Raw genomic sequence first — 22,531 nt, forward strand, 5'->3', positions numbered from 1 at the left:
ATTACAACTTACTTAATAATCCTCTATTTTTCTGTTTACATCTCCCATTTTTACGATATAATAAAAAGTAGTAACAGAATGATATATACCTAACAGAAAGGATAATCCTATGAAGATAGCAGCCTATTGCCGTGTTTCCACAGATAAAGCCGACCAGCTCAACAGTTTAGAAGCGCAAAAGGAATTTTTCTCCGAATACACCCAGCGTACCGGAGATGTTTTAGTAAAATTATATGCAGATGAAGGTATTTCCGGAACGAAAATCAAAAATCGCAAGGAATTTCTTCGCATGATGTCCGATGCGGAAAAAGGAATGTTTGATATGGTTGTTGTAAAGGATATTTCTCGCTTTGCCAGAAATACCGTAGATCTTTTACAGAATGTTCGCAAGTTGAAAGCGTTAGGTATTGAAACACAGTTCCTTACAGCGAATATGACAAGTATGGGAAATAGTGAGTTTGTTCTCACCATCTTTGGAGCATTGGCTCAGGAAGAAAGTGCCAATACATCTAAGCGAGTGAAATTTGGTAAAAAACTGAATGCAGAAAAAGGACGAGTTCCTAACATTGTGTACGGATATGATAAAACAATTGGAGACTATTTCAATCTTGAGATTAACAAAGAAGAATCAAAAGTTGTAAAGCAAATTTATAAGTGGTACACAGAAGAAGGATATGGTGCTGCCAAGATTTCCAATATGCTGAATGAAAAGGGGTATCGGACAAAGAGAAACTGCAAATGGAGTCAAAATGCCATCTGTCGGATTTTGACCAATGAGATTTATACGGGAAAGATTATCAATGGAAAACAGGAAATCAGTGATTTTCTGACTGGTCAGAGAAGAGAGAAGGATGAAACGGAATGGCTTGTTGTGGAACGTCCGGAGCTTCGTATGATTGAAGATGAGGTGTTTGAAAAAGCACAGGAAATTCTTCGTGGAAGAAACGATGCATTCAATCTGAATCATGAGCGACAAAGCAACAAATATTTGTTTTCTACATTGATTAAATGTAAAGAATGTGGCTGGTCTTTCCGAAGAACAGTTCGTACTTATAAAAATACGTATGTGCGTTGGGTTTGTTCCGGAAGAAATGGAAAAGGAGCAGATAGCTGTCCAAATAAAACCGCTGTAGATGAAGAAGAATTGATCCAGGTTTTACAAGAATATTTTAATCGGGTTCTTCAACAAAAAAATAAAGTGATCGATTATGTTGTGAAAGAATTTCAAAGAGTGTACAAAGCGAAAGATGAAAATGCAGAGTATGAGAAGGAACTGAATTTGCAGATTGCCAGATTACAGAGAATGCGACAGAAATATATGGATATGTATACCGATGATTTGATTTCAAGAGAAGAATTGAATGATAAGTTGGGTGGTACTCGCCAAGAACTGGATCGTCTGGAGAATGAATTGAAAATGGTATCCAGCAATTTGACAAAAGGAGATCAGATGGAAAAAATCTTAAATGATACCTTTAAGCAGATTGAGGATATTACAGATGTTCATGAGATGACTAACGTACAATTAAAGAGACTGATTAAGAAAATAGAAGTAGACAAAGAGGGAAATGTGGATATTTACCTTCGTTTACTAGGTGATTTGGGATTAAATGAAAGCATTTTAGTGGAAGACGAATGTGAAAATAAAACAGCTCTAAATAGTAACGACCAAACATAAAGACGTAACTGAAAGATTGCAGCAGATTAATCCATTACTTGCAGAAAAGACACGAACAGTATTAGACTTAAACAAATCTGAGAGACATATCCGGGGAGGAATGGCGACACGGGAAAAATATTTACATTTGGAGCATTAACATAACAATTAACAATGGTTGGGAAAATTAATATTCCTAGCCATTTTCTCTTTTATAGATAGGCCTTCCGGAGTATAATAAAAATAAGAATTACTACTCTAAAGGCTTTTTAAAGGAGGAATCGAGTATGAGTGAAATTCAGAGTGTACATTATCCACAAAGTGAAATCCATACAACATTAATACCTGTTACAACAGGATGTCCATACAACCGTTGTGCTTTTTGTTCGATGTATAAAGATAATACATATAGTGAGATTCCTTTGCGGGAAATAGAACATGAGTTGATGAATGGAAATACATATACGGAACGAGTATTTTTGACAGGTGCGGATCCACTGTCCATTGGATTTGAGAAAATGTTTCGTGTACTGGAATTAATAAAAAAATATTTTCCATATTGTGGATGTGTGGCAGCGTATGCATCTGTTCGCAGTCTGCAGAAATATAGTGTAGAAGAATTACAAAAGCTTCATGCAGAAGGGTTGCGATTACTTTATGTTGGTTTTGAAACAGGAAATGACGAAGTATTGCGATTGATGAAAAAAGGGCATACGTCAGAAATTGCTGCAAATCAGGGGAAAAAACTAAATGAAGCCAAAATCCCATTTTATGCAATTATAATGTATGGAATTGCAGGAGAAGGAAATGGCGAGAAAAATGCAAAGTTAACAGCAGAACTTTTGAATCAGTTTGTGCCAACCAAAATTATCACAATGAATTTAACAGTGTTTGAGATGACTGAATTGGCAGAAATGGTAAAAAAAGGTATGTTTGTAGAAGCGCCAATAAAAGAGAAGCTTTTTGAATTAAAAACATTGCTGGAACAATTACACATCGAAAAATCAGTGGAACTTGATACAACGCATACTACGAATATCATCAAAATGACGGGGAGAATTCCAGAACAAACAAAAGAAATGATTGAAAGAATAGAGCATTTGCTGATATAATAAATAGTATCTAGTTTTAAACAAAGCGGGGGCACCTGCTTTGTTTCTTTATTTTATGAGATCAGGGAAAGAAGTGGTAGCGTGAGGGAAAAAATAAAAACAGACAGAAGTCATTATCTGTTTGATAATAAGGCATTAGCAGCATTGATTGTTCCATTGGTTGTCGAACAGTTTTTGGCAGTACTTGTGGGAATGGCAGACTCTATTATGGTAGCAAGTGTTGGGGAGGCAGCTGTCTCCAGTGTTTCTCTTGTTGACAGTATTATGATTTTATTGATTAATATTTTTGGAGCATTGGCTACCGGAGGAGCAGTAATTGCCGGACAGTATCTCGGACAGAAAAAGAAGGAAGATGCATGTGAAGCAGCCAATCAGCTTGTATGGTTTGTGACAATTTGTGCAGTGATTATTATGGTGCTGATGTATCTTGGAAAAGATTTTATTTTAAATACAGTGTTTGGGGAGATTACTGATGAAGTTGCAGCATATGCAAATACCTATTTGATGATTGTAACAGCATCAATTCCATTTATTGCATTGTATAATGCAGGGGCGGCAATTTTCAGAACGATGGGGAATTCAAAAGTTTCCATGCAAGTTTCTATGTTGATGAACTTGATTAATGTTGTCGGAAATGCAATATTAATTTATGGATTCCACTGCGGTACAGAAGGCGTTGCGATTCCGACACTGGTGTCACGAATGTTTGCGGCGATTATGATTACAATACTTGTATGTAATCAAGATTTGACGCTGCATATAAAAAAATCATTGCGTTATCAATTTGACTGGACAAAAGTCAAGAAGATCTTATATATTGGAGTTCCAAATGGATTAGAAAGCAGCATGTTTCAATTAGGGAAAATTCTTGTGTTGAGTCTTGTTTCTACATTTGGCACATATGCAATTGCGGCAAATGCGGTGGCAAATGCGGTAGCAAGTTTCCAAATCCTTCCCGGAATGGCGATTTCTCTTGCAGTAACAACTGTAGTTTCGAGGTGTATTGGGGCAAATGATCATGAACAGACGCATTATTACACTGTGAAATTACATTTACTGGCATTTGTAGCGACTATTGTAACGGTTGGAATTATCATTCTGGCACTCCCGTTAATTATGAAAGCTTATAATCTGTCATCAAAGACTGCAGTTGTGGCAGAGCAGATATTAATATTCCACGGAGTATTTGCGATTGTGTTGTGGCCGTTGGCATTTGTACTGCCTACAGTATTCCGGGCAGCAGGAGATGTTCGTGTTACAATGCTGATCTCCATTGTTTCCATGTGGCTGTGCAGAATCGTTATGAGTTATGTTATTGGAAAATATATGGGAATAGGTGTATTAGGCGTTTGGATTGCCATGATTCTTGACTGGGTCGTTCGAGCTGTCTGTTTTGTATGGCGCTATAGAAGTGGAAAATGGAAAGGAAAGGCAGCAGTATAAACATAAAGATAAATACGCTGTAAATGCAGATAAGCCCCATGCAAGAGAATTTTTAGAGATTTAGAGAATTCTCTTGTCAATTTTCCATTGCTACATTATAATAAAAACGTGTTATTGGCGTTTGTAATGTCAGTGGCATTTTTTATTTGGAAAACGAGAACCTATTTGAGGAGGAAAATACGTGAAAAACGAATTAGTAATCGTTCTTGATTTCGGAGGACAATATAACCAGTTAATCGCAAGACGTGTCAGAGAATGTAACGTTTATTGTGAAGTTCATCCATACACATTAAGTTTAGAAAAAATTAAAGAAATGAATCCAAAGGGGATCATTTTTACCGGAGGACCAAACAGTGTTTACGGAGAAGATTCTCCGAGATGTCCGAAAGAAATATTTGAGCTTGGAATTCCGATCTTTGGTATCTGCTATGGTTCCCAGCTGATGGCATACATGCTTGGCGGTAATGTGGCAACAGCACCGGTCAGTGAATATGGAAAGACTGAAGTTGCTGTGGATACTACATCAAAATTATTTGAAAATGTATCACCAGATACAATTTGCTGGATGAGCCATACAGACTATATTGAAAAAGCGCCGGAACATTTTAAAATTACAGCGCACACGCCAGTATGTCCGGTAGCTGCTATGGAACTTCCGGGAAAAAATCTTTATGCAGTACAGTTTCACCCAGAAGTTATGCATACACAGGAAGGAAGCAAAATGCTTAGTAATTTCGTGTATAACGTATGTGGATGCAAGGGTGACTGGAAAATGGATTCCTTTGTTGAAAAAACAATTCAGGAAGTTCGTGAGAAAGTTGGCAGCGGAAAAGTATTATGTGCATTGTCCGGCGGTGTAGATTCATCTGTGGCAGCGGTACTTCTTTCCAAAGCAGTTGGCAAGCAGCTGACTTGTGTCTTTGTAGATCATGGTCTTCTTCGTAAAGATGAGGGAGATGAAGTAGAAGCTGTATTTGGCCCAGAAGGTCATTATGATCTGAACTTCATTCGTGTAAATGCACAGGATCGTTTTTATAAAAAACTTGCCGGAGTAGAAGAGCCGGAAACAAAACGTAAAATTATCGGAGAAGAATTTATCCGCGTATTTGAAGAAGAAGCACAAAAAATAGGTGCGGTAGACTTCCTTGTACAGGGAACAATCTATCCGGATGTAATAGAATCCGGACTTGGAAAATCAGCTGTCATCAAGAGTCACCACAATGTTGGAGGACTTCCGGACTGTGTTGATTTTAAAGAAATTATTGAACCGCTTCGCCTGCTCTTTAAAGATGAAGTAAGAAAAGCGGGACTGGAATTGGGAATTCCAGAGTACCTTGTATTCCGTCAGCCATTTCCAGGTCCTGGACTTGGTGTACGAATTATTGGTGAAGTTACACCGGAGAAGGTACGCATCGTTCAAGAAGCAGATGCAATTTATCGTGAAGAAATTGCAAAAGCCGGTATTGCATCAACGTTAGGTCAGTATTTTGCAGGATTGACTAACATGCGTTCTGTTGGATGTATGGGCGATGAGAGAACTTATGATTATGCAGTTGCATTACGCGCAGTTCTTACAAGTGATTTTATGACAGCAGAAAGTGCAGAACTTCCTTGGGAAGTATTGGGAAAAGTGACAACCAGAATCGTTAATGAAGTAAAAGGGGTTAACAGAGTACTGTATGACTGTACTGGAAAACCGCCGGCAACGATTGAGTTTGAATAGTTGCTACATCTCTGGAAAGTCTTGATTTATAAGGCTTTCCAGAGGCTTTTCTTTTTATTGGCTACAAATTGGCTACATCTGCCAGTTGGCTACTATCTGGGACTGTTGTTCCGTTGATAAGGTTTTCAAGCTGTTGTGCGACTTCGGCTTGTTTGTTTGGATACAGATGACTGTAAGTATTTAAGGTTGTCTGTATTTTTTCATGCCCTAAACGGTCAGCAATCAGAAGTGGCTGGCATCCCATCTCAATCAAAAGGCTGGCATGGGAGTGACGGAGATCATGCACACGAATCTTCTTTACACCGGATTTTTTACATCCTCTGAGCATTTCATGGTTCAGGAAATGTTTGGTGTAAGGGAAAAGCCTGTCGTTAGGCTGAATCTCATAACACTTATCCATATAGGTTTTCAAACAATCAGCAAGTGTTTGTGGTATCGTGATAACCCGGTTACTTTTCGGTGTTTTAGGTGCCCAGACAACATCTTTACCATTGATTCTCTGGAAGGTTTTGCTGATGGCGATGGTATTATTTTTCAAGTCTACATCAGCCGGTGTTAAAGCACACAGTTCGCCTACCCGCATTCCAGTATAGTACATGGTCATGAAGGCTGTATAAGAAGCTGGCTTATCCTGTACGGCTGCTATAAATTGTTCAAATTCTGCCTTTGTCCAGAACTGCATTTCTTCTGCATTGCTCTTTCCCATGCTCCCAGCCTTTGTGCATGGATTTTCCCGCAAATCATAATATTTCACTGCATAATTGAACATAGCGGTAATCTGGTTGTTGATCGCTCTAAGGTAGGTCTGAGCATAAGGCTTTCCGTTCTTATCACGATATGCAGTCAATCCGTTCTGCCATTTACGGATATCCTTTGGAGTAATCTCATTGATCGGGATTTTTCCGAATACTGGAAGGATTTTCTTATCTATCATATAACGCTTGCTGATAATGGTGGATTCTTTCAGACGGTGTCCCATATCCTCAAAATAAAGATCTACAAAATCCCGAAACAGCATACCCATATCTGCATTGGCTTTGTTGAGAAAGTCTCTTTCCCACTCCAGAGCCTCTTTTTTTGTGGCAAAACCACGTTTTTTCTTATGGATGGTCTTTCCTGTATAGTCTTTGACACGTACCTGTGACATCCATTTCCCTGTTGTATCTTTTGTTACTGACAATTACATCATTCCTTTCATAAGAGCTTTCAACTCATCTTATGTAGGTCTATTTGCCAGAAAAAAGAGCATTCCTTCTTTTTAACCGTTCTTCAGTATCGAGATTTTCCGGTTCTTTCATCTCTACACCCTGTGAAGCATAGTAGGCAAGAGTTTTATCTTTCCAATCTTCATAGGCATCTTTAGCCATGCAATACTGCTGGAAAGATTCCCTGTTGTTTTCCCATTCTTCGAGGAACAGGCACATATCTGCATTCTGTTCGGCAGATTTGTCTTTTCCGTCAAAAGTAATGGAACATTGCCAGCCATCATGGTGGGGCGGTCTTTTGGTTTCTATGGAAAAGTGCAGTCCGCTGATTTTTTCCAGTTGAAACAAACATTCCATAACATCAGAGAGACAGTCAAATTTGAAATCCCCTGTCTGATGTCCGAGAAGATAGGTAGAAGTAGTATCGAGCACTTTAGCCAATTCATTGACCATTGCGATTGATACTTCAATTTCCCCACTTTCATATTTTTGGATGGTACGGAGAGATTTTCCAAGAAGGTTTGCTAAATCTTTCTGGTTGTACCCTCTTTTTTTTCGGAGTGTTTTAATCCGTTCTCCTATTGTTGAAACTTCCATTTCGTTCATTTTTTATTCACCTCATGGATAATATAACACGAAATAAAACGAATTGCAAGTGCGTAATATTGAAAATATATGTTGACAAATACGAAAAAGAAACGTATGATATAAATGCGAACTAAAAGTGCATATTAAAAACGTATTAAATAATAAATATGAGATAAAAGCGTACTTTAATAGCACTTTGGATAGATAGAAAGCAGAAAAAGGAGGAGATTGTATGCAGATTAATGTATCTTATATTACCGCAAATGACATTATGGAGATTCTCGGGGTTGGGAGAAGCAAAGCCTATGAGATTGTGCGGATAATGAATGAGGAACTGGAAAATGCCGGATATAACATCATCAAGGGGAAAGTTCCAGTCAGGTATTTTCAGAAAAAATATTATGGCTGTGAGATGAAAATGGAATGAATATCTTTCAGACAGTAAAAGAAAACGTAACTGCAAGGCAGGCAGCCGAACAGTACGGATTAAAAGTTAATAAAAACGGGATGGTCTGTTGCCCCTTTCATGATGACAGGCATCCCAGTATGAAAGTAGACAAAGGATTTTGCTGTTTCGCCTGTGGTTCGAAGGGGGATGTGATCACATTTGTGGCAGATTTCTTTCATCTTGCACCATTGGAAGCAGCAAAGAAACTGGCAGAAGATTTTCAGATACCTATTTTTACAGATAACGCAAAGAAAAGGAATACCAGTAAGAAGAAAGAAAAACTGAAAAGAACATTGTACCAGACCGAAAAGAAATTTGAAGAATGGGAACGGGAAAGTATCTGCATTTTATCGGATTATCTTCATCTGCTGGAAGAATGGAAAATAAGATACGCACCAAAAATGCCAGAGGAAGAATGGAAAGCAGAATTTATAGAAGCCTGTCAGCAGACAGAAAAGATAAATTACTATCTGGATTTACTGGTGTTTGGGGAGTTACAGGACAGGATTGAATTTTTACTGGATAGTGGGAAGGATGTGAAAAGAATTGAAGAACGAATGGAAAGATATAGACGAAACAACAAGGAACAGACTGGAAGAAGCATTGGATCAGAGGAAACTGAACTCTAAGCCGTACTCTCAGGAATGGTTTGAGGATGGGCAGATTGATGAGGTGGCATTTTGTGAAAATTTCCTGCAAAGAATGCCATTGAAATGTATCAACGGTATCTTTTTCAGCTATGACGGAATGTTGCCGGACAGCGAAGTGGAAAAAGAAATTTACAGAATGGTAAAGCCGGTTCTTACCAAAGGAATTTCCAAGAAAGTAAAACAGCTTTTGGAGGTTCTAAAACTGGAAGCCTATTCAGAGGAACTTCCGGTGCAGATGGATCGTATCCATGTGAATAATGGGACTTATTTTCTGAATGGAGATTTTACAGAAAATAAGGAGTTCTGCCTGAACCGCTTGCCTGTAAATTATGAAATGAAAGAAACAAAGCCAGAACGGTGGTTACAATTTCTTTCGGAACTGTTGGAGGAAGATGATATTTCTACATTGCAGGAATATATGGGATATTGTTTAATCCCATCAAACAAGGCACAGAAGTTATTGATTATCTTAGGAAAAGGCGGGGAGGGAAAATCCCGTATCGGTCTGGTGATGAGAAAAATTCTCGGAACGAATATGAATGTAAGCAATATTCAAAAGGTAGAGCATAACCGTTTTGCAAGGGCAGATTTGGAATACAGGCTTTTGATGGTGGATGATGATATGAAACTGGAAGCCTTGAAAGACACCAACTATATTAAAACCATAGTCACTTTGGAGGATAAGATGGATTTGGAACGGAAGTCAAAGCAGAGCGTACAGGGGAATTTATATGTCAGATTTCTCTGCTTTGGAAACGGAAATCTCAGTGCCTTGCATGACCGTTCCTATGGATTTTACCGCAGACAGATTATCCTTACGGTCAAAGATGTGCCGCCAGACAGAGTAGATGATCCCTATCTGATTGAGAAACTGCAAAGAGAAGCAGACGATATTTTCCTTTGGTGTCTGGAGGGATTGAAACGATTATTGAAAAACAATTACCGCTTTACCATCAGCGAACGTGCAAAGAAAAATCTACACGAAGCTATGGAATCTGGAAATAATATTATCGCTTTTATGCAGTCATCGGGGTATATCCGTTTGGAAGAAAATACAACAGCAACTTCTAAAAATTTATATCAGGCATACTGCCGCTGGTGTGAAGACAATACAGAAAAACCTATGAGTGCAAAAAGTTTTTCGGGGTACTTAAAAGAAAATGAAAAGAAATATCACATTCATTATTCGACGAATATTCCCTCAGACAATGGGAAAAATGCCAGAGGATTTCAGGGAATCCATACGCAGATACGCATAGACAGCTATCGTTGATACGGATGAAAAACAGATAAAAAAGAATTTTCCAAAGAAGCGTATAAGCGTATATCTTCAGGAAAATCAAGGGATTACAGGTTTCTGAAAAGTATGGAAGATACGTTTATACGCTTATACGTGTGATTTTTGAATTTATTTTATTTTTTAGCAGAAGGGAGTGTTGCAGATGTTAAAGCAGCCGGAAATAGAAAGCAGAAATGTGAATGATTTTTTATGAGATGGAGGGCAGACAGATACAAAAAATGAACAAGGTACTGGCAGGCGTAGAACTGACAAAAGCAGAGGAAAGAACCTTGATATGGCTTGCTGGATGGGAAGAAAGTACCGTAGGTAATCCGCTGTCAGTCATAGAAAAAGCAGCCCGAATACGGGCAGATCAAAAGGGCGGATACGCCCATAAATGAAATCTCAAGTCTGAGCAATAATCAGATTATGTAATATAAAAATAGCCCTCGGCGATTGAGAGCGAAATACACCCATCGCACAAACCTATGGTTTATACTCTGTGTATTTCGCTCTGCGAGGCTTATGCCGGATACGGCAATCAGTTCGTAAACAGGTGCCTATGCACCTACTCACAGTAAAGTTGGCGAGAGCTGGGGAAGGAGGATGCTTATAGGCAGACATTCATTTATCAGACAAAGTAAGCTGTCCGATGTGGCAGGAAGGATTGATTATATCTCCAATCCGAAACGACAGGAATATCTCTATGCGACCTACCAGACAGAAGGGGCAACACCGGAGTTTTGGAAAAATCTTGCAAGAGAAAATCAGTTGGACTTTAAGGCGAGCGGATCGGCAGGGAAATGTATCGAGGGGCGTGAGTTTATCATAGCACTTCCCGAAAGTTTTGTTCAGTATAGGGCAGATGATGTGGTAAGACTTTTTACAGAGACTTTTCATAAAAGATACGGTGTGGAATGCAGTGCTGCCCTTCATCACAACAAGGCAAAGACGAATTATCATATTCATCTGGTATTTAGTGAACGGAAAATGTTGGAACAACCCGAAGTAAAGATTGCTACCCGAAATATGTTTTATGATGAGCAGGGAAAGCATAGACGCACAAAGAAAGAGGTTTTGGACGAGCAGGGCAATCTTCGGGCGGGGTGCAGTATTATCCCCAAAGGGGAAGTTTATGAAAGCCATATCTTCACAAAAAAGGATGAATGGTTTAAGAACAACGCCTTTACCAAAGAAGTCAAGGAACTGTTTACCGATACGATCAACCGATATGTAAAAGAGGAATCAGAAAAACTGTCCGTATTTCAACAGGGCGGCGTATATCTGGCAACCAAGAAAATAGGAAAGAACAATCCGAAAGCAGAGGAGATAAAGGCAGACAATGCGGCAAGGCAGGAATGGAATCGGACAGTTGATGTGGCATTGGTTGAGGGAGTTCCTGAAGAAGATATTTTGAAGATCAAGCAGGAAAAAATCACAGAAAAAACGCTGCAATCTATCAGGACACATGGTTGGCTGCCGGATATGTTCCGTCAGATTATCCGAGGTGCGAAAGACTTTTTGCAGGAAGTAATTTTTAAATTTAAACTACCGCCGAAACCTGTACCAAAGATTGACTTGCAGGAGTGGAAAGATATGCAGAAGCTCATGTATGAATTGCAGAGACAGTCAATGGAGATAAAACGCACACAGCAGGATATTTCTTCTTTGAAAAAGCAACTGTCAGAGTTACGAGGGTTATTTAAAGGCAAAGAGCGAAAATCTCTGGAAGGGCGAATTGAACTGTTAGAGGATTTGGAAAAGCGTCTGCACAAGAGTTTGGAACAGATAGTAAAACGTGAAGGCTATCCCAATGTGCAAGCCTTTCAGAAGGTTTATAACAAGGCAGAAGAACTGGTTATAGAATACAATGAAGAACTAAGGGCATGGAAAAATCAGACGGAACAGAAGAAAGAGAAACCGTTAGAACAGCCGAAAAAAGCAAGTGTACTGGAAAAGCTACACCGCTATCAGCAGGAAGGCAGACAGCAGCCGAAACGATCAGTCAAGAAAAAATCTATGGATAGAGAACGATAAGAAAAGTGGATAATTTATTGAAATAGATAGATTTTAAATAAAGAAATATTGCGTAATAAAAGAGGGGGCTGTCGGGAAATGATAGTTCCAAACAGGGGCAGATTTGACTTGTATGAGTCAAACCTGCCCCTGAAACTTTTCCATAAAAAGAGAAAAAGATGGCTAACGACAACCATCATTTTCTCCGTTCCATGTTATAATGGAACTATGCTAAACAAAGACTATTATAACGATTTTTTTGAATTAGGGCAACAGAAAATTAACTTCAGTTTCTTCGAATTGTGTTTACCAGACGACGATCCAGTCTATACCCTGAAAAAAGTGATGGAGGAGTTAGATTTTTCTGGCTTATTAGCCAATTGTTCTGATAAGGGAAGAACCGGGTACAACCCAATCATGATGTATGCTGTAGTTACTTACGCAAACATGCGTGGGATAAGAGCTGTTGACCGTATTGTAGAATTATGTGAAAGAGATCTCGCCTTTATCTGGCTTACGAAAGGTCAGAAGCCGAAACGGGATGCTTTTTATGACTTCAAGAATAAGAAACTGACCGCTGATGTACTGGATGAGCTGAATTATCAGTTTCTTCGTCGCCTGCAAAAAGAAGGATTCATCACACTAAAAAATCTTTTTATTGACGGTACAAAAATAGAAGCCAATGCGAACCGTTATACGTTTGTCTGGAGAGGAACAATCAATTATCATCTTGCAGGACTACTGGATACTATTGATTTATTGTATCAAAAGTATAACGTTTTGATTGATGAAAATGAGTATGGCATCAAATATGACATTCCCCATGCACATATATTCGTGATCGAAGGAATGGAGAAAGTACGGGATGTCATTGAAAAGAACCGAAAAAGAAAACTGACAAAACATAAAAAGTTATCCAATAATACAATCATAGAGATTGACAATTGTTCTCCGTTGGAGATACTGAAGCTCCAAAAAAATCTGATACAGATAGCAGAACAGGAACAGATTACATTTGTTTATGGAAAAGGAAAAAGAAAATCGGAAATCCAGCAGCTTTACGAAGAATTGGAAGCCTGTGGTGAACGTCTTATGGGATATAAAGAGTGTTTTGAGATCATGGGAACAGACAGAAACAGTTATTCCAAAACAGATCTGGAAGCTACTTTTATGCGGATGAAAGAGGATCATATGCTGAACGGGCAATTAAAAGCGGCATATAATGTTCAGATTGCAGTAGAGAATTATTTCATTGTCCAGACTTATGTCAGCAATGATCGGACAGATTATAATACGTTGATTCCGGTTTTGGAAAAACATCAAAAAGCATTTGGGGATATTCTTGAGGAAGTGACAGCAGATAGCGGGTATTGCAGCGAAAGAAACCTACTGTACTTAAAAGAACATAAAATCTCCAGCTATATCAAGCTGCAGGATCATGAAAAACGGAAAACACGTGCGTATACAGAAGAAATCGGAAAATATTACAACATGAAAACGCAGATATTTGAAGATGAGTTGTATTATATTTGCCATGACGGAAGAGAATTGCATCATATCCGAACAGAAACAAAAGCACAGACTGGTTATACACAAACCTTTGAAGTGTATGGATGTGCAGACTGCAGTGGTTGTGAACATAAAGCAAAATGTCTCTATAAATATGATGCCGAAAAAGATAGAGAGAAAAATAAAGTGATGAAGATCAACGAACAATGGGAATCTTTGAAAGAAGAATCCCATAAAAACATCCAGAGTGAGAAAGGGATCTTAAATCGTCAGATTCGTTCCATCCAGACAGAGGGACATTTTGGAGACATTAAAGAAAATGACAGTTTCCGCCGATTCAATTACCGGACATCCGAAAAAGTATATAAAGAATTCATGCTGTATGCGATTGGAAGAAATATAAATAAATACCATCGTTTTCTTCATGAAAAAATCCAAAAATTTGAGAAAAAAATCGAAGAAACAGTTGCTTAGAAAATGTGTACGTTTAAATATGCAGGTTGAGGGGTTTTTGTGCCCAAAAATACATACGAAAAAGACAAAATACGAATCTCTCATAGAAGATCAGGTGCGAAAAACACTGATTTCTAAAGGAGATTCGTATTTTGAGATTTAGAGCCTAAAAATCGGTATTAACCGACAGCCCCTTTTTGGCAGTTGTTGTTTATTTGTTGTTTTTTATAAGATATACTATAAGGAAAAGATAACATTAGAGCCAGAGGTGGAATTTATGAACTATAAAATTTTAATGGTTGATGATGATATAGAATTGCTAAAAATGTTGAATCAATACTTTACATTGAAGAATTATACAGTGCTTATTGCAGAAAATGGCATAGAAGCAATGGAAAAGATAAGTGCAAATCCTGATATTATTTTATTGGATGTAAATATGCCGGGCATGGATGGAATTGAAGTGTGCAGAAGAATCAGAGATATGGTTTCCTGTCCGATTATTTTTTTGACTGCAAAAGTAGAAGAACAGGATCGAGTAATGGGATTGTTGTCCGGTGGTGATGATTATGTAACGAAACCATTTAGTTTGAAAGAGTTAGATGCCAGAATAATTGCTCACCTAAAACGAGAGGAACGTATACATAGGAAAACAGAACAACGATTTTATGGAGATTTGATAATTGATTATGCTAGAAAACTTGTGCAGATAAAAGGAGAAGAGTTAGAGTTTACAAAATTAGAGTATCAGATTATAGAATTTTTGTCCATGAATCCGGAAATGGTTTTTGATAAAGAACGTATTTATGAAAAGATTAGTGGATATGACACAGAAGGAGATAGTCGAGTAGTGACTGAACTAATCCGCAGAATTCGTAATAAAATAAAACGATATACAGAACATGAATATATCGAAACGATATGGGGGATGGGATATAAATGGAGAAAATAAAAAATCTTTCGTTAAGAAAAACCATTGTCTTATATATGATAGTTAGTTTGATAGTTAGTTTTTATCTTTCAGCATTGATTATGCGAACAGCAGCCACTATACAAGATGACATTTGGTGGAAATACGTAGATCAAGAAAAGTATTTTGAAATGGCAGAAGGTGAGGGTAGAAAGTATTTGACAGATGTTCCGAGACCGAATTCTTACGAGATGAAGAAAGTTGATTATCATATATCAGAGGTATGCGATTTCCTTCAGACATTTACAGTACTTATTGTGTCTGTGGCAGGCAATATCATAGCAGTGTTTCTTTTTTATAAACATAAATTAAAAAATCCCATTGAAGAATTAGAACTGGCATCACAACAAGTTGGTCGAAACAATTTGGATTTTCATATTACCTATGAAAATAAAGATGAAATGGGAAGATTGTGCAAAGAATTTGAACGGATGAAGGAGCAGCTTGCAGAAAATAACCATCAATTATGGAAAATAATTGAGGAAGAAAAGGCTTTGCGAGCAGCGATTGCACATGATATCCGTTCACCGCTATCTGTACTGGCGGGGTATCAGGAAATGCTTTCAGAATATCTTCCTGAAGAAGAGATAGATATGGATCAAGCCTTAGGTATGGTAAATGAGAGTAAAAAACAGATTGAACGCATGGATACATTCGTAGAAACAATGAGGAAGATGAGCAGTTTAGATACAAGGGAGTTAGTGGTAGAAGAAATTACAAGTATGCAGTTAGAAATAGATATACAGGCAGAGTTGAATGTGTTTGAGAAAAAATTTGGAAAGAGATGCGAATTAGAATGTGTGGAAACAGCAGAAAAATTTTCGGGAGATAAGGAAGTGATTTTAGAAGTTATAGAAAACCTTTTGTCAAATGCCTTTCGTTATGCTAAAACAAAAGTGGAAATGGAAGTTCTCCTTACTTGTTCTGAATTACAAATCAGAGTAAAGGATGATGGAGTGGGTTTTACAGTAGACAAGCAAAAGGCAACAGAGCTTTTTTATCAGCAAAATGTGAAAGACAGTTTGAAACATTCAGGAATGGGCATGTATATCAGTAGATTGTATTGTGAAAAGCATGGCGGACAGTTACTAATAGAAAATGAAAAACAGAGTGGCGCTGTAATAACAGCAGTATTTCATCGGATTGCATAAGCAGTCCGATTTTTTATGCTGTTGTCTTTTTGTTGTGATTTATATTTTATTATGTCTATAACAAGGAAAGGAGGCAAACGTATGATTGCTATTTTTAAAAGAGAGATTAAGAATTATCTAAAGCGACCGTTATTTTGGGTAGGTATTCTGCTTGTGATTTATGGTGTGTTTAATACGACAAGTCCATATTTAACCACACATTATTTAGGGCAAGGCGAGAAAATTGTCAATGATTATCCTGATACAGTTCGCTTAGGAGATGTTTATGAAGGATATATTCCTGCGAATCCTGAAAAACATCGAGAAATATGGAGTGGACAGATAAAACAAGCACTAATTGATGAACTAGAAATGTCTGATCTAGAGGCACAATCCGTAATGAGCAAACTTGTTGATATGGAGTTAGAAGAAGCATTCGTATATCTGGAGGAAAAATATGATTGGTATAGTGCAAGATATATGTACGAAGATAGTGCCTATTACAAAGGAACTCCAGAAGAAATCAACACATATCTGAACGAAAAAATGAAAAATAAGGCGTTTTCTTTTTATTACTCAAGAAAATTTGCTGATTTTGCAGGGTTGTTTATGTGTTTTTTTGCAACAATTATGTTAGCGGTTCTGTTTTTACAGGATACGAAAAAGCATACTTATGAATTGCTTCACACGAAACCGATCACTGCCGGAAAGTATGTATTGGGAAAAGTAAGCGCAGGATTTGCAATTTGTTTGATTGCTCTGACTATTATAAATCTATTATTTTGGGCATTGTGTGTTATTTATACAAAAGACAGTGGGTTTGAAGTGCGGTTCTGGGATTTTATAGTTTCTACTGTACTTTATATACTTCCCAATATGCTGATGATTGTAAGTGTATATACATTGATTTCACTCATATTTAAAAATCCACTTCCGGGAGTGCCGCTTCTGATTCTTTACATGGTATATTCCAATATGGGCGGAAGAAATGCGGAAGGAGTTTATGGATATTGGGGAAGACCTTTTGCGATTATGGTTCGATTCCCTGATCAGCTTTTCGATACGACACCGCCACCAATGGCATTTTTAAATCAGAGTCTACTTATTTTAGCATCTGTAGTGATTATTCTGATTTCAATACAGATTTGGAAGAGGAGGCGGATGTAAATGAAGAAGGAAATGAAGATTGTTCTGCCGTTTTATAAGATTGCTTATGCAGTATCTTTTGTTGTGATTTTAAGCTTGATACGTGGGGTTGTATTCACAAATGAAATAGGACTTTCCATTGAGACACCTTTTGCTATATTGACTGCTGTTTTTTGTGCGGACACTTATGTGCAGGAAATTACAAGCAAGCGATCAGAAATCCATAGGCTGTATCCAATAAGAAAGAGAATTTGCTCCATCATGCAGCGAATAATGATACAGGAAGTTTTTTTATTACTGCTTGCTGTTTTAGGTTACGGATTGTTTTTTGTGTTTCAAAAACCAGTTACACATCCGGCAACGGAAAGTGAAATACTTCAGTTTATTACCTATTTTTTAGCGATTGTAGTAACCATTTTCTTTTGGGGAATATTGGTCAATACATTGTCTATGCTTTTTCGCAATATGTGGATGGGGATTGGAAGCTGCCTTCTGATATGGGTAGCAACAAATTCCACGGGAGGAGATATATTTTTTGGGGCATGGAATCTGTTTTCCTATGCTTTTAGAGATATAGAAAATACTGCTGATGTTACATGGCTGCAAGGGAAAGCTTTGTGTATTGGTATTGGATTGATTTTATTGGTAGTATTGCCGAAAATAGTTAGAAAGAGAGGGTAAGTTTATGAGTATTCATATTGAGGATTTAACAGTAAGATTTAAAAATGGTGTGACAGCAATCAATCATGCGAATTTAAATATACCGAATGGAATTTTCGGATTATTGGGAGAAAATGGAGCAGGAAAGACAACTTTGATGAGGGTTTTAACTACTGTACTTAAGCCTACAAGTGGAACGGTCACATTGGACGGGATTTTATATAGTGAAGGAAACTATGAAAAAATTCAGAGAAAAATAGGGTATCTGCCACAGGAAATTGAACTTTATCCTAATTTGACTGTTCAGGAGTGTTTAGAGTATATGGGTGATTTGGCAGGTGTTCCAAAAGCAGAGTGCAAGAAACGAATAGAATATTATTTGAAAAAGACCAGTCTTGCAGAACACCGGAAAAAGAAAATGAAACAGTTGTCAGGCGGCATGAAACGACGGGTAGGATTGGTGCAGGCGCTTTTAAATGAACCGGAATTTTTAATTGTGGATGAGCCGACTACCGGTTTAGATCCAGAGGAACGTATTCGCATCCGCAACTTGTTAGTAGATTTTTCTGAAAACAGAACGGTTTTGTTTTCAACTCATGTGGTGGAAGATTTGGCTGCTACCTGTAACCAACTTGCGATTATGCACAAAGGTAGTTTCTTATATGCGGGTTCTATGAAGAATTTGACAGAAGAAGTACAGGGAAAGATATGGATTTGTAAAGTACCTGATGAGAGAAAAGCAAGAGAAGTGGAACAGAAGTATCGTATTACATCAAAACAGTACGTTGAGGGGGGATTGCAGTTAAGAGTGATTTCTGAAATACAGCCAGAATTAGAGTGCGTGTTAGTTCCTGCAACGTTGGAAGATGCTTATATTTATGTGACGAATCAATACGAGTAGAGAGTTTTCATATTAAATTATAAGATGGGAATAAAATTGTGAAAGAAGATCAAAGAAGGAAATAAATATTTTGTGCCATCTCCTTCCTTTATAATTCCGAGGTGTGGGAGGAGTAATGAGAAACCTTGCGTTTGTAACGTGTTTGCAACACCACATTCCAAGAATCCGGTAAAATCAAGCGTTCTCCGTTGTCTAAACGTTAATCATACATTTTCGGAACGTATAATTTCAAAAAGATTTTTTGACTCCTCAGGATTTTGGTTCTGGGGAGTTTTTGTTATGAAAAAGTATTGGTTTTTTGAGTGGAGATGTTATAATGTAAACATGTAATTCATTTGAATCATTGGAGGCAAGAGAGAAAATGCTATCAATTTACCAATTGATGAAATATTTGAGGAATAAGCATCATATTAGCGTTAAAAGTTCGCAGACACAGTCTCTTCGAAATATAGGGTATTATCATGGGTTTAAAGGATATAGATTTGTAAGAGAGGATAGAAATCGTATTAAATTTTCGTCTCTTAATGAAGTTATAGCGTTGAATAAATATGATATGCAGTTGAAAACGGTTTTGTATCCTAAAGTCATGTTCATAGAAAATGCGTTGAAAAGCTATGTTATAGAGGCACTTATAACAGATAGTAAATCAGAAAATTTTGATGTTATTTTTAATCGTTCGTTGGTTTCATATCGAAATCATGGATCAGGGAGTAGGCGGTATAAAGAAGAATATATAAAGAGAATGAATCTTAAAGGGAAAATTAATAGCGCACTTGTACGTGACTATACAAAGCGAAGTGTTGTTTCACATTTTTTTAACAATGATAGAGCAATTCCTATTTGGGCAATATTTGAAACATTGACATTGGGTGAGTTTGGAACACTGTTTGATTGTGCTTCGACAAACGTTAAACTATATGTTTCCAAAATCATGAAATTGCCTACAAATCTAGATTCAGATGGTTTTATAACAAAGTTTTTTATTTTTACCATAAAAGATTTGAGAAATGCGGTTGCACATAATAATGTGATTTTTGATACGAGATTTAAGACAGGGAAAATAGATAAAAGATTAGTTGATTTACTTGAAAAAGAAGTGGGGATTTCCAATCTTAATTTTAATTATATGGATGCGTATGTAATTATGATTACATATTTTTTGAGGAAAATGGGAGAAACAAAAACTTCATGCAAACAGTTTGTTGCCGCATATCAACAACAAACTGAATATCTGAGAAGTGAATTGCCTATTAGTGTGTGCAATCAAATACTGGGAACTCAACATAGAAGTAATATAAATACTCTTCAAAAATTTATTAGTAAATCGTAGAAAGACTTGCATATTTGGAAGAGAAGATGTATACTATATATAAGAATTGCGGTGGATGTCCTCGGACTACACCTAAGGGAACCTGATGCGTCGGGTTCCTTTTTCATTTATTGAGGTGTTCTTCGGAGTAATGAGAAGCTCTGCGTTTGTAACGTGTTTGCAATACTACATTCTAAGAATCCAGTAAAATCAAGCGCTCCCAGTTCTCTAAACATTAAATTCAGTTGAGAACTAACATGCAAACCACTAGAAAAAATTCATTTTGTGTTGTATAAAATCTGGTGCCACTCAATAGATTGCATTGAGGTGAATAAAATTAGTGGCTACATTTTGGCTACAAAAACATTACAGACGAAGCGGATTATGCGGATAACCAATCATAAAACACACGTAAAACGAATTAATAATACACTTTATAAGCGTTTGTACGAATGTAAAAGACGAATTTGAATAATATATTAGAGCCAAGAAATGCCTATTTTACGGGCTTTCTTGGCTCTTTCTATGTCCGTTGACAATCAAATGACAATACTTTTTTAATATTATTGTAAATAATTTCTTCTTATTTAGCTGGGAATTGACTCTTCCAGTCTAAATATTCTTTTTCTGTAATCTCTTCATTTCTGAATTTCTGGTACATATCAGCCCATGTTCCAATATGATCCAGCATATTTAAAGAATCATGTCCTTTGTCTTTAAACATGAGTTGTGGTACGCCGGACTCATCTCGGTAGGCGTGCAGACCATATTGATCCTCTAAAGCAAATAATGCGTGCATGACACTAACATAAGTATCAAAGTTTGGATCAGACATGGCGTATGGACTGATCTTTAATGAGTTTGCTATTTTTTCTAATTGTTCTGATGATGGAAAACGATTCCCAAGTTCATAATTTCTAATTGCCGATTCGCTCAACCCGGACATGATTGCCAATTCTTTCTGTGTATATCCTTGATCGATCCGGAATTTTCTTATTTTCTCACCTACTGTCATAAGAAAACACTCCTTTGCTGATTGTTACTTAAAAGTATAGCATAAACAGTTCAAAAATGAAATATAAAAATAAACCGTTCATTTTTGAAATCATTCTATTGACAGTACGGAAATGAAATGTTATGATGCATATACACCGTTCGATAATGAACTGAAAAAGAAAGGAGGGATATAGATGGCTAGTAAATTATTTATATCAGCAAAAGAAGTAGCGAAAGAATTAGAAGTATCTGATTCCTATGCGTATCGTTTGATCCGTCAGTTAAATGCGGAATTGGAGCAAAAAGGTTTCGTTGTTGTCAAAGGAAAAATCAGCCGTAAATATTTTGAAGAACGAGTTTACGGTATGAACGAAATGAAATAGCAGGAGGTGATGTTTTGACAGTAATCAAAAACCAAAAGTCAAATACTTACGAGGTAAGAACCTATTATAAGGACTGGACTGGCGTAAGAAAGCAGAAGACGAAAAGGGGATTTAAACGCAAATGTGATGCTCAGGAATGGGAAAGAGCGTTTAAATTAAAGGAGAATTTGAGTCTGGATATGTATTTTGAAGATTTTGTAGATCTTTATCTGAATGATATCAAATCCAGAATCAAATATAATACCTGGCTGACGAAAAAGCATATTGTAGAAAAAAAGATTCTCCCATATTTTTCGAAAAAGAAGTTGCAGGAAATAAAACCTTCCGATATTCGACAGTGGCAGAACACCATGATGAACTATCGGAATAAACAAGGAGAAGGCTATTCGCAGGTCTACCTAAAGACCATCCATAATCAGCTGAGTGCGATTTTGAATCATGCGGTTAATTTCTATGATTTGAAGAGCAATCCTGCACGTAAGGCAGGATCTATGGGAAAAGAAAGAACAAAAGAAATGCTTTTCTGGACAAAAGAAGAGTATATGAAGTTCATTGAAGCGGTGGCGGATAAGCCAATTTCCTTTTATGCATTTGAAATCTTATATTGGTGTGGAGTGCGTATGGGAGAGTTGTTAGCGCTGACACCGGCAGATTTTGATTTTCAGGCGTGTACGATCCGGATCAATAAATCTTATCAAAGATTAGGGGGGAAGGATATTATTACGGATCCTAAGACTGCAAAGAGTAATCGCATGATTACCATGCCGGAGTTTTTAAGTGAGGAATTAGAATCGTACTTAAGTATGCTGTATGGATTGGATGAAAATGACAGGATTTTTCAAATTTCAAAAAGTTATCTTCATCACGAAATGGATCGGGGAGTGAAGTTATCAGGCGTGAAGAGAATTCGTATCCATGATCTGAGACACCCGTATGTCAAGCCCACGACAAAA

Annotated in this window: 21 protein-coding genes and 1 pseudogene; 19 read left to right on the plus strand and 3 right to left on the minus strand. The window is 37.2% G+C overall.

Translation table 11 applies throughout. The features are described 5' to 3' along the window. The first annotated feature begins 109 nt into the window (after window positions 1-109). The 5 genes from KFE17_13980 to guaA all read left to right on the plus strand — a co-directional run bounded on the left by KFE17_13980 (window position 110) and on the right by guaA (window position 5,935). Entirely contained in the window at window positions 110-1,678 is a 1,569-nt protein-coding gene (locus tag KFE17_13980) for a recombinase family protein (protein QUO31905.1), read from the plus strand. Beyond that, a complete protein-coding gene (locus KFE17_13985) occupies window positions 1,659-1,817 on the plus strand; it encodes a sporulation transcriptional regulator SpoIIID (protein QUO33728.1) in 159 nt (52 codons plus the stop codon). Before KFE17_13980 ends, KFE17_13985 begins: the two co-directional genes overlap by 20 nt. A gap of 127 nt (window positions 1,818-1,944) precedes the next feature. Further along, window positions 1,945-2,769: a radical SAM protein gene (locus tag KFE17_13990; GenBank protein ID QUO31906.1), complete on the plus strand. Its 825-nt coding sequence runs from the start codon at window positions 1,945-1,947 to the stop codon at window positions 2,767-2,769. A gap of 81 nt (window positions 2,770-2,850) precedes the next feature. Next, a complete protein-coding gene (locus KFE17_13995) occupies window positions 2,851-4,212 on the plus strand; it encodes an MATE family efflux transporter (protein QUO31907.1) in 1,362 nt (453 codons plus the stop codon). Window positions 4,213-4,393: 181 nt separating this feature from the next. After that, window positions 4,394-5,935: a glutamine-hydrolyzing GMP synthase gene (gene guaA, locus KFE17_14000; protein ID QUO31908.1), complete on the plus strand. Its 1,542-nt coding sequence runs from the start codon at window positions 4,394-4,396 to the stop codon at window positions 5,933-5,935. Between the two features lie 61 nt (window positions 5,936-5,996). Here guaA and KFE17_14005 read toward each other — a convergent pair whose 3' ends face one another. Beyond that, a complete protein-coding gene (locus tag KFE17_14005) occupies window positions 5,997-7,115 on the minus strand; it encodes a site-specific integrase (GenBank protein QUO31909.1) in 1,119 nt (372 codons plus the stop codon). A 46-nt stretch (window positions 7,116-7,161) separates the two neighbouring features. Then, complete coding sequence (locus KFE17_14010; GenBank protein ID QUO31910.1) at window positions 7,162-7,746, minus strand: helix-turn-helix transcriptional regulator; 585 nt, start codon at window positions 7,744-7,746, stop codon at window positions 7,162-7,164. A 214-nt stretch (window positions 7,747-7,960) separates the two neighbouring features. On the opposite strand from KFE17_14010, the gene KFE17_14015 reads away from it, so the two are divergent. The 12 genes from KFE17_14015 to KFE17_14070 all read left to right on the plus strand — a co-directional run bounded on the left by KFE17_14015 (window position 7,961) and on the right by KFE17_14070 (window position 20,220). Continuing rightward, complete coding sequence (locus KFE17_14015) at window positions 7,961-8,155, plus strand: ICEBs1 excisionase (GenBank protein ID QUO31911.1); 195 nt, start codon at window positions 7,961-7,963, stop codon at window positions 8,153-8,155. Then, complete coding sequence (locus KFE17_14020) at window positions 8,152-8,805, plus strand: DNA primase (GenBank protein ID QUO31912.1); 654 nt, start codon at window positions 8,152-8,154, stop codon at window positions 8,803-8,805. Before KFE17_14015 ends, KFE17_14020 begins: the two co-directional genes overlap by 4 nt. Further along, window positions 8,795-10,099, plus strand: coding sequence for a DNA primase (locus KFE17_14025; protein ID QUO33729.1), 1,305 nt, complete (start codon window positions 8,795-8,797; stop codon window positions 10,097-10,099). Before KFE17_14020 ends, KFE17_14025 begins: the two co-directional genes overlap by 11 nt. Before the next feature lie 221 nt (window positions 10,100-10,320). Then, window positions 10,321-10,506 (plus strand): hypothetical protein, encoded by a 186-nt coding sequence (locus KFE17_14030; GenBank protein QUO33730.1) that lies wholly within the window; start codon window positions 10,321-10,323, stop codon window positions 10,504-10,506. A 205-nt stretch (window positions 10,507-10,711) separates the two neighbouring features. Continuing rightward, on the plus strand, window positions 10,712-12,142 hold the full coding sequence (locus tag KFE17_14035) for a MobA/MobL family protein (protein ID QUO31913.1): 1,431 nt from the start codon (window positions 10,712-10,714) through the stop codon (window positions 12,140-12,142). A 207-nt stretch (window positions 12,143-12,349) separates the two neighbouring features. Then, window positions 12,350-14,104 carry an IS1182 family transposase gene (locus KFE17_14040; protein ID QUO33731.1) on the plus strand — a complete coding sequence of 585 codons (1,755 nt, stop codon included), beginning with the start codon at window positions 12,350-12,352 and terminating at the stop codon, window positions 14,102-14,104. Between the two features lie 256 nt (window positions 14,105-14,360). After that, window positions 14,361-15,035, plus strand: coding sequence for a response regulator transcription factor (locus tag KFE17_14045; GenBank protein QUO31914.1), 675 nt, complete (start codon window positions 14,361-14,363; stop codon window positions 15,033-15,035). Then, window positions 15,023-16,204, plus strand: a complete 1,182-nt coding sequence (locus KFE17_14050; GenBank protein QUO31915.1) for a HAMP domain-containing histidine kinase — start codon at window positions 15,023-15,025, stop codon at window positions 16,202-16,204. Before KFE17_14045 ends, KFE17_14050 begins: the two co-directional genes overlap by 13 nt. Before the next feature lie 81 nt (window positions 16,205-16,285). Continuing rightward, on the plus strand, window positions 16,286-17,350 hold the full coding sequence (locus KFE17_14055; protein QUO31916.1) for an ABC transporter permease subunit: 1,065 nt from the start codon (window positions 16,286-16,288) through the stop codon (window positions 17,348-17,350). Then, entirely contained in the window at window positions 17,351-18,010 is a 660-nt protein-coding gene (locus tag KFE17_14060; protein ID QUO31917.1) for a hypothetical protein, read from the plus strand. A gap of 4 nt (window positions 18,011-18,014) precedes the next feature. Continuing rightward, window positions 18,015-18,890 carry an ABC transporter ATP-binding protein gene (locus KFE17_14065; GenBank protein ID QUO31918.1) on the plus strand — a complete coding sequence of 292 codons (876 nt, stop codon included), beginning with the start codon at window positions 18,015-18,017 and terminating at the stop codon, window positions 18,888-18,890. A gap of 361 nt (window positions 18,891-19,251) precedes the next feature. Beyond that, complete coding sequence (locus KFE17_14070) at window positions 19,252-20,220, plus strand: Abi family protein (protein QUO31919.1); 969 nt, start codon at window positions 19,252-19,254, stop codon at window positions 20,218-20,220. Between the two features lie 562 nt (window positions 20,221-20,782). Here the strand turns inward: KFE17_14070 and KFE17_14075 are convergent. After that, window positions 20,783-21,214, minus strand: coding sequence for a helix-turn-helix transcriptional regulator (locus KFE17_14075; protein QUO31920.1), 432 nt, complete (start codon window positions 21,212-21,214; stop codon window positions 20,783-20,785). A 175-nt stretch (window positions 21,215-21,389) separates the two neighbouring features. On the opposite strand from KFE17_14075, the gene KFE17_14080 reads away from it, so the two are divergent. Together KFE17_14080 and KFE17_14085 are read left to right on the plus strand one after the other, a co-directional pair. Then, the gene (locus tag KFE17_14080) at window positions 21,390-21,578 is read left to right on the plus strand and encodes a DNA-binding protein (protein ID QUO31921.1); all 189 of its coding nucleotides are present in this window, start codon (window positions 21,390-21,392) and stop codon (window positions 21,576-21,578) included. Window positions 21,579-21,592: 14 nt separating this feature from the next. After that, window positions 21,593-22,516, plus strand: a pseudogene (locus tag KFE17_14085) (site-specific integrase). Window positions 22,517-22,531: the final 15 nt, after the last annotated feature.

It is taken from the genome of Faecalicatena sp. Marseille-Q4148 (assembly GCA_018228665.1).
GTDB lineage: Bacteria > Bacillota > Clostridia > Lachnospirales > Lachnospiraceae > UBA9414.

Excerpts from the sequence above, each read along its gene's own strand:
- KFE17_13990 (QUO31906.1), top strand. The coding sequence starts at position 1,945 with ATGAGTGAAATTCAGAGTGTACATTATCCACAAAGTGAAATCCATACA.
- KFE17_14055 (QUO31916.1), top strand. The coding sequence starts at position 16,286 with ATGATTGCTATTTTTAAAAGAGAGATTAAGAATTATCTAAAGCGACCG.
- KFE17_14035 (QUO31913.1), top strand. The coding sequence starts at position 10,712 with ATGCTTATAGGCAGACATTCATTTATCAGACAAAGTAAGCTGTCCGAT.
- KFE17_13980 (QUO31905.1), top strand. The coding sequence starts at position 110 with ATGAAGATAGCAGCCTATTGCCGTGTTTCCACAGATAAAGCCGACCAG.
- KFE17_14070 (QUO31919.1), top strand. The coding sequence starts at position 19,252 with ATGCTATCAATTTACCAATTGATGAAATATTTGAGGAATAAGCATCAT.
- KFE17_14060 (QUO31917.1), top strand. The coding sequence starts at position 17,351 with ATGAAGAAGGAAATGAAGATTGTTCTGCCGTTTTATAAGATTGCTTAT.
- KFE17_14080 (QUO31921.1), top strand. The coding sequence starts at position 21,390 with ATGGCTAGTAAATTATTTATATCAGCAAAAGAAGTAGCGAAAGAATTA.
- KFE17_14040 (QUO33731.1), top strand. The coding sequence starts at position 12,350 with ATGCTAAACAAAGACTATTATAACGATTTTTTTGAATTAGGGCAACAG.
- KFE17_14050 (QUO31915.1), top strand. The coding sequence starts at position 15,023 with ATGGAGAAAATAAAAAATCTTTCGTTAAGAAAAACCATTGTCTTATAT.
- KFE17_14075 (QUO31920.1), bottom strand. The coding sequence starts at position 21,214 with ATGACAGTAGGTGAGAAAATAAGAAAATTCCGGATCGATCAAGGATAT.
- KFE17_14045 (QUO31914.1), top strand. The coding sequence starts at position 14,361 with ATGAACTATAAAATTTTAATGGTTGATGATGATATAGAATTGCTAAAA.
- KFE17_14010 (QUO31910.1), bottom strand. The coding sequence starts at position 7,746 with ATGAACGAAATGGAAGTTTCAACAATAGGAGAACGGATTAAAACACTC.
- KFE17_14065 (QUO31918.1), top strand. The coding sequence starts at position 18,015 with ATGAGTATTCATATTGAGGATTTAACAGTAAGATTTAAAAATGGTGTG.
- KFE17_14020 (QUO31912.1), top strand. The coding sequence starts at position 8,152 with ATGAATATCTTTCAGACAGTAAAAGAAAACGTAACTGCAAGGCAGGCA.
- KFE17_14030 (QUO33730.1), top strand. The coding sequence starts at position 10,321 with ATGGAGGGCAGACAGATACAAAAAATGAACAAGGTACTGGCAGGCGTA.
- KFE17_14015 (QUO31911.1), top strand. The coding sequence starts at position 7,961 with ATGCAGATTAATGTATCTTATATTACCGCAAATGACATTATGGAGATT.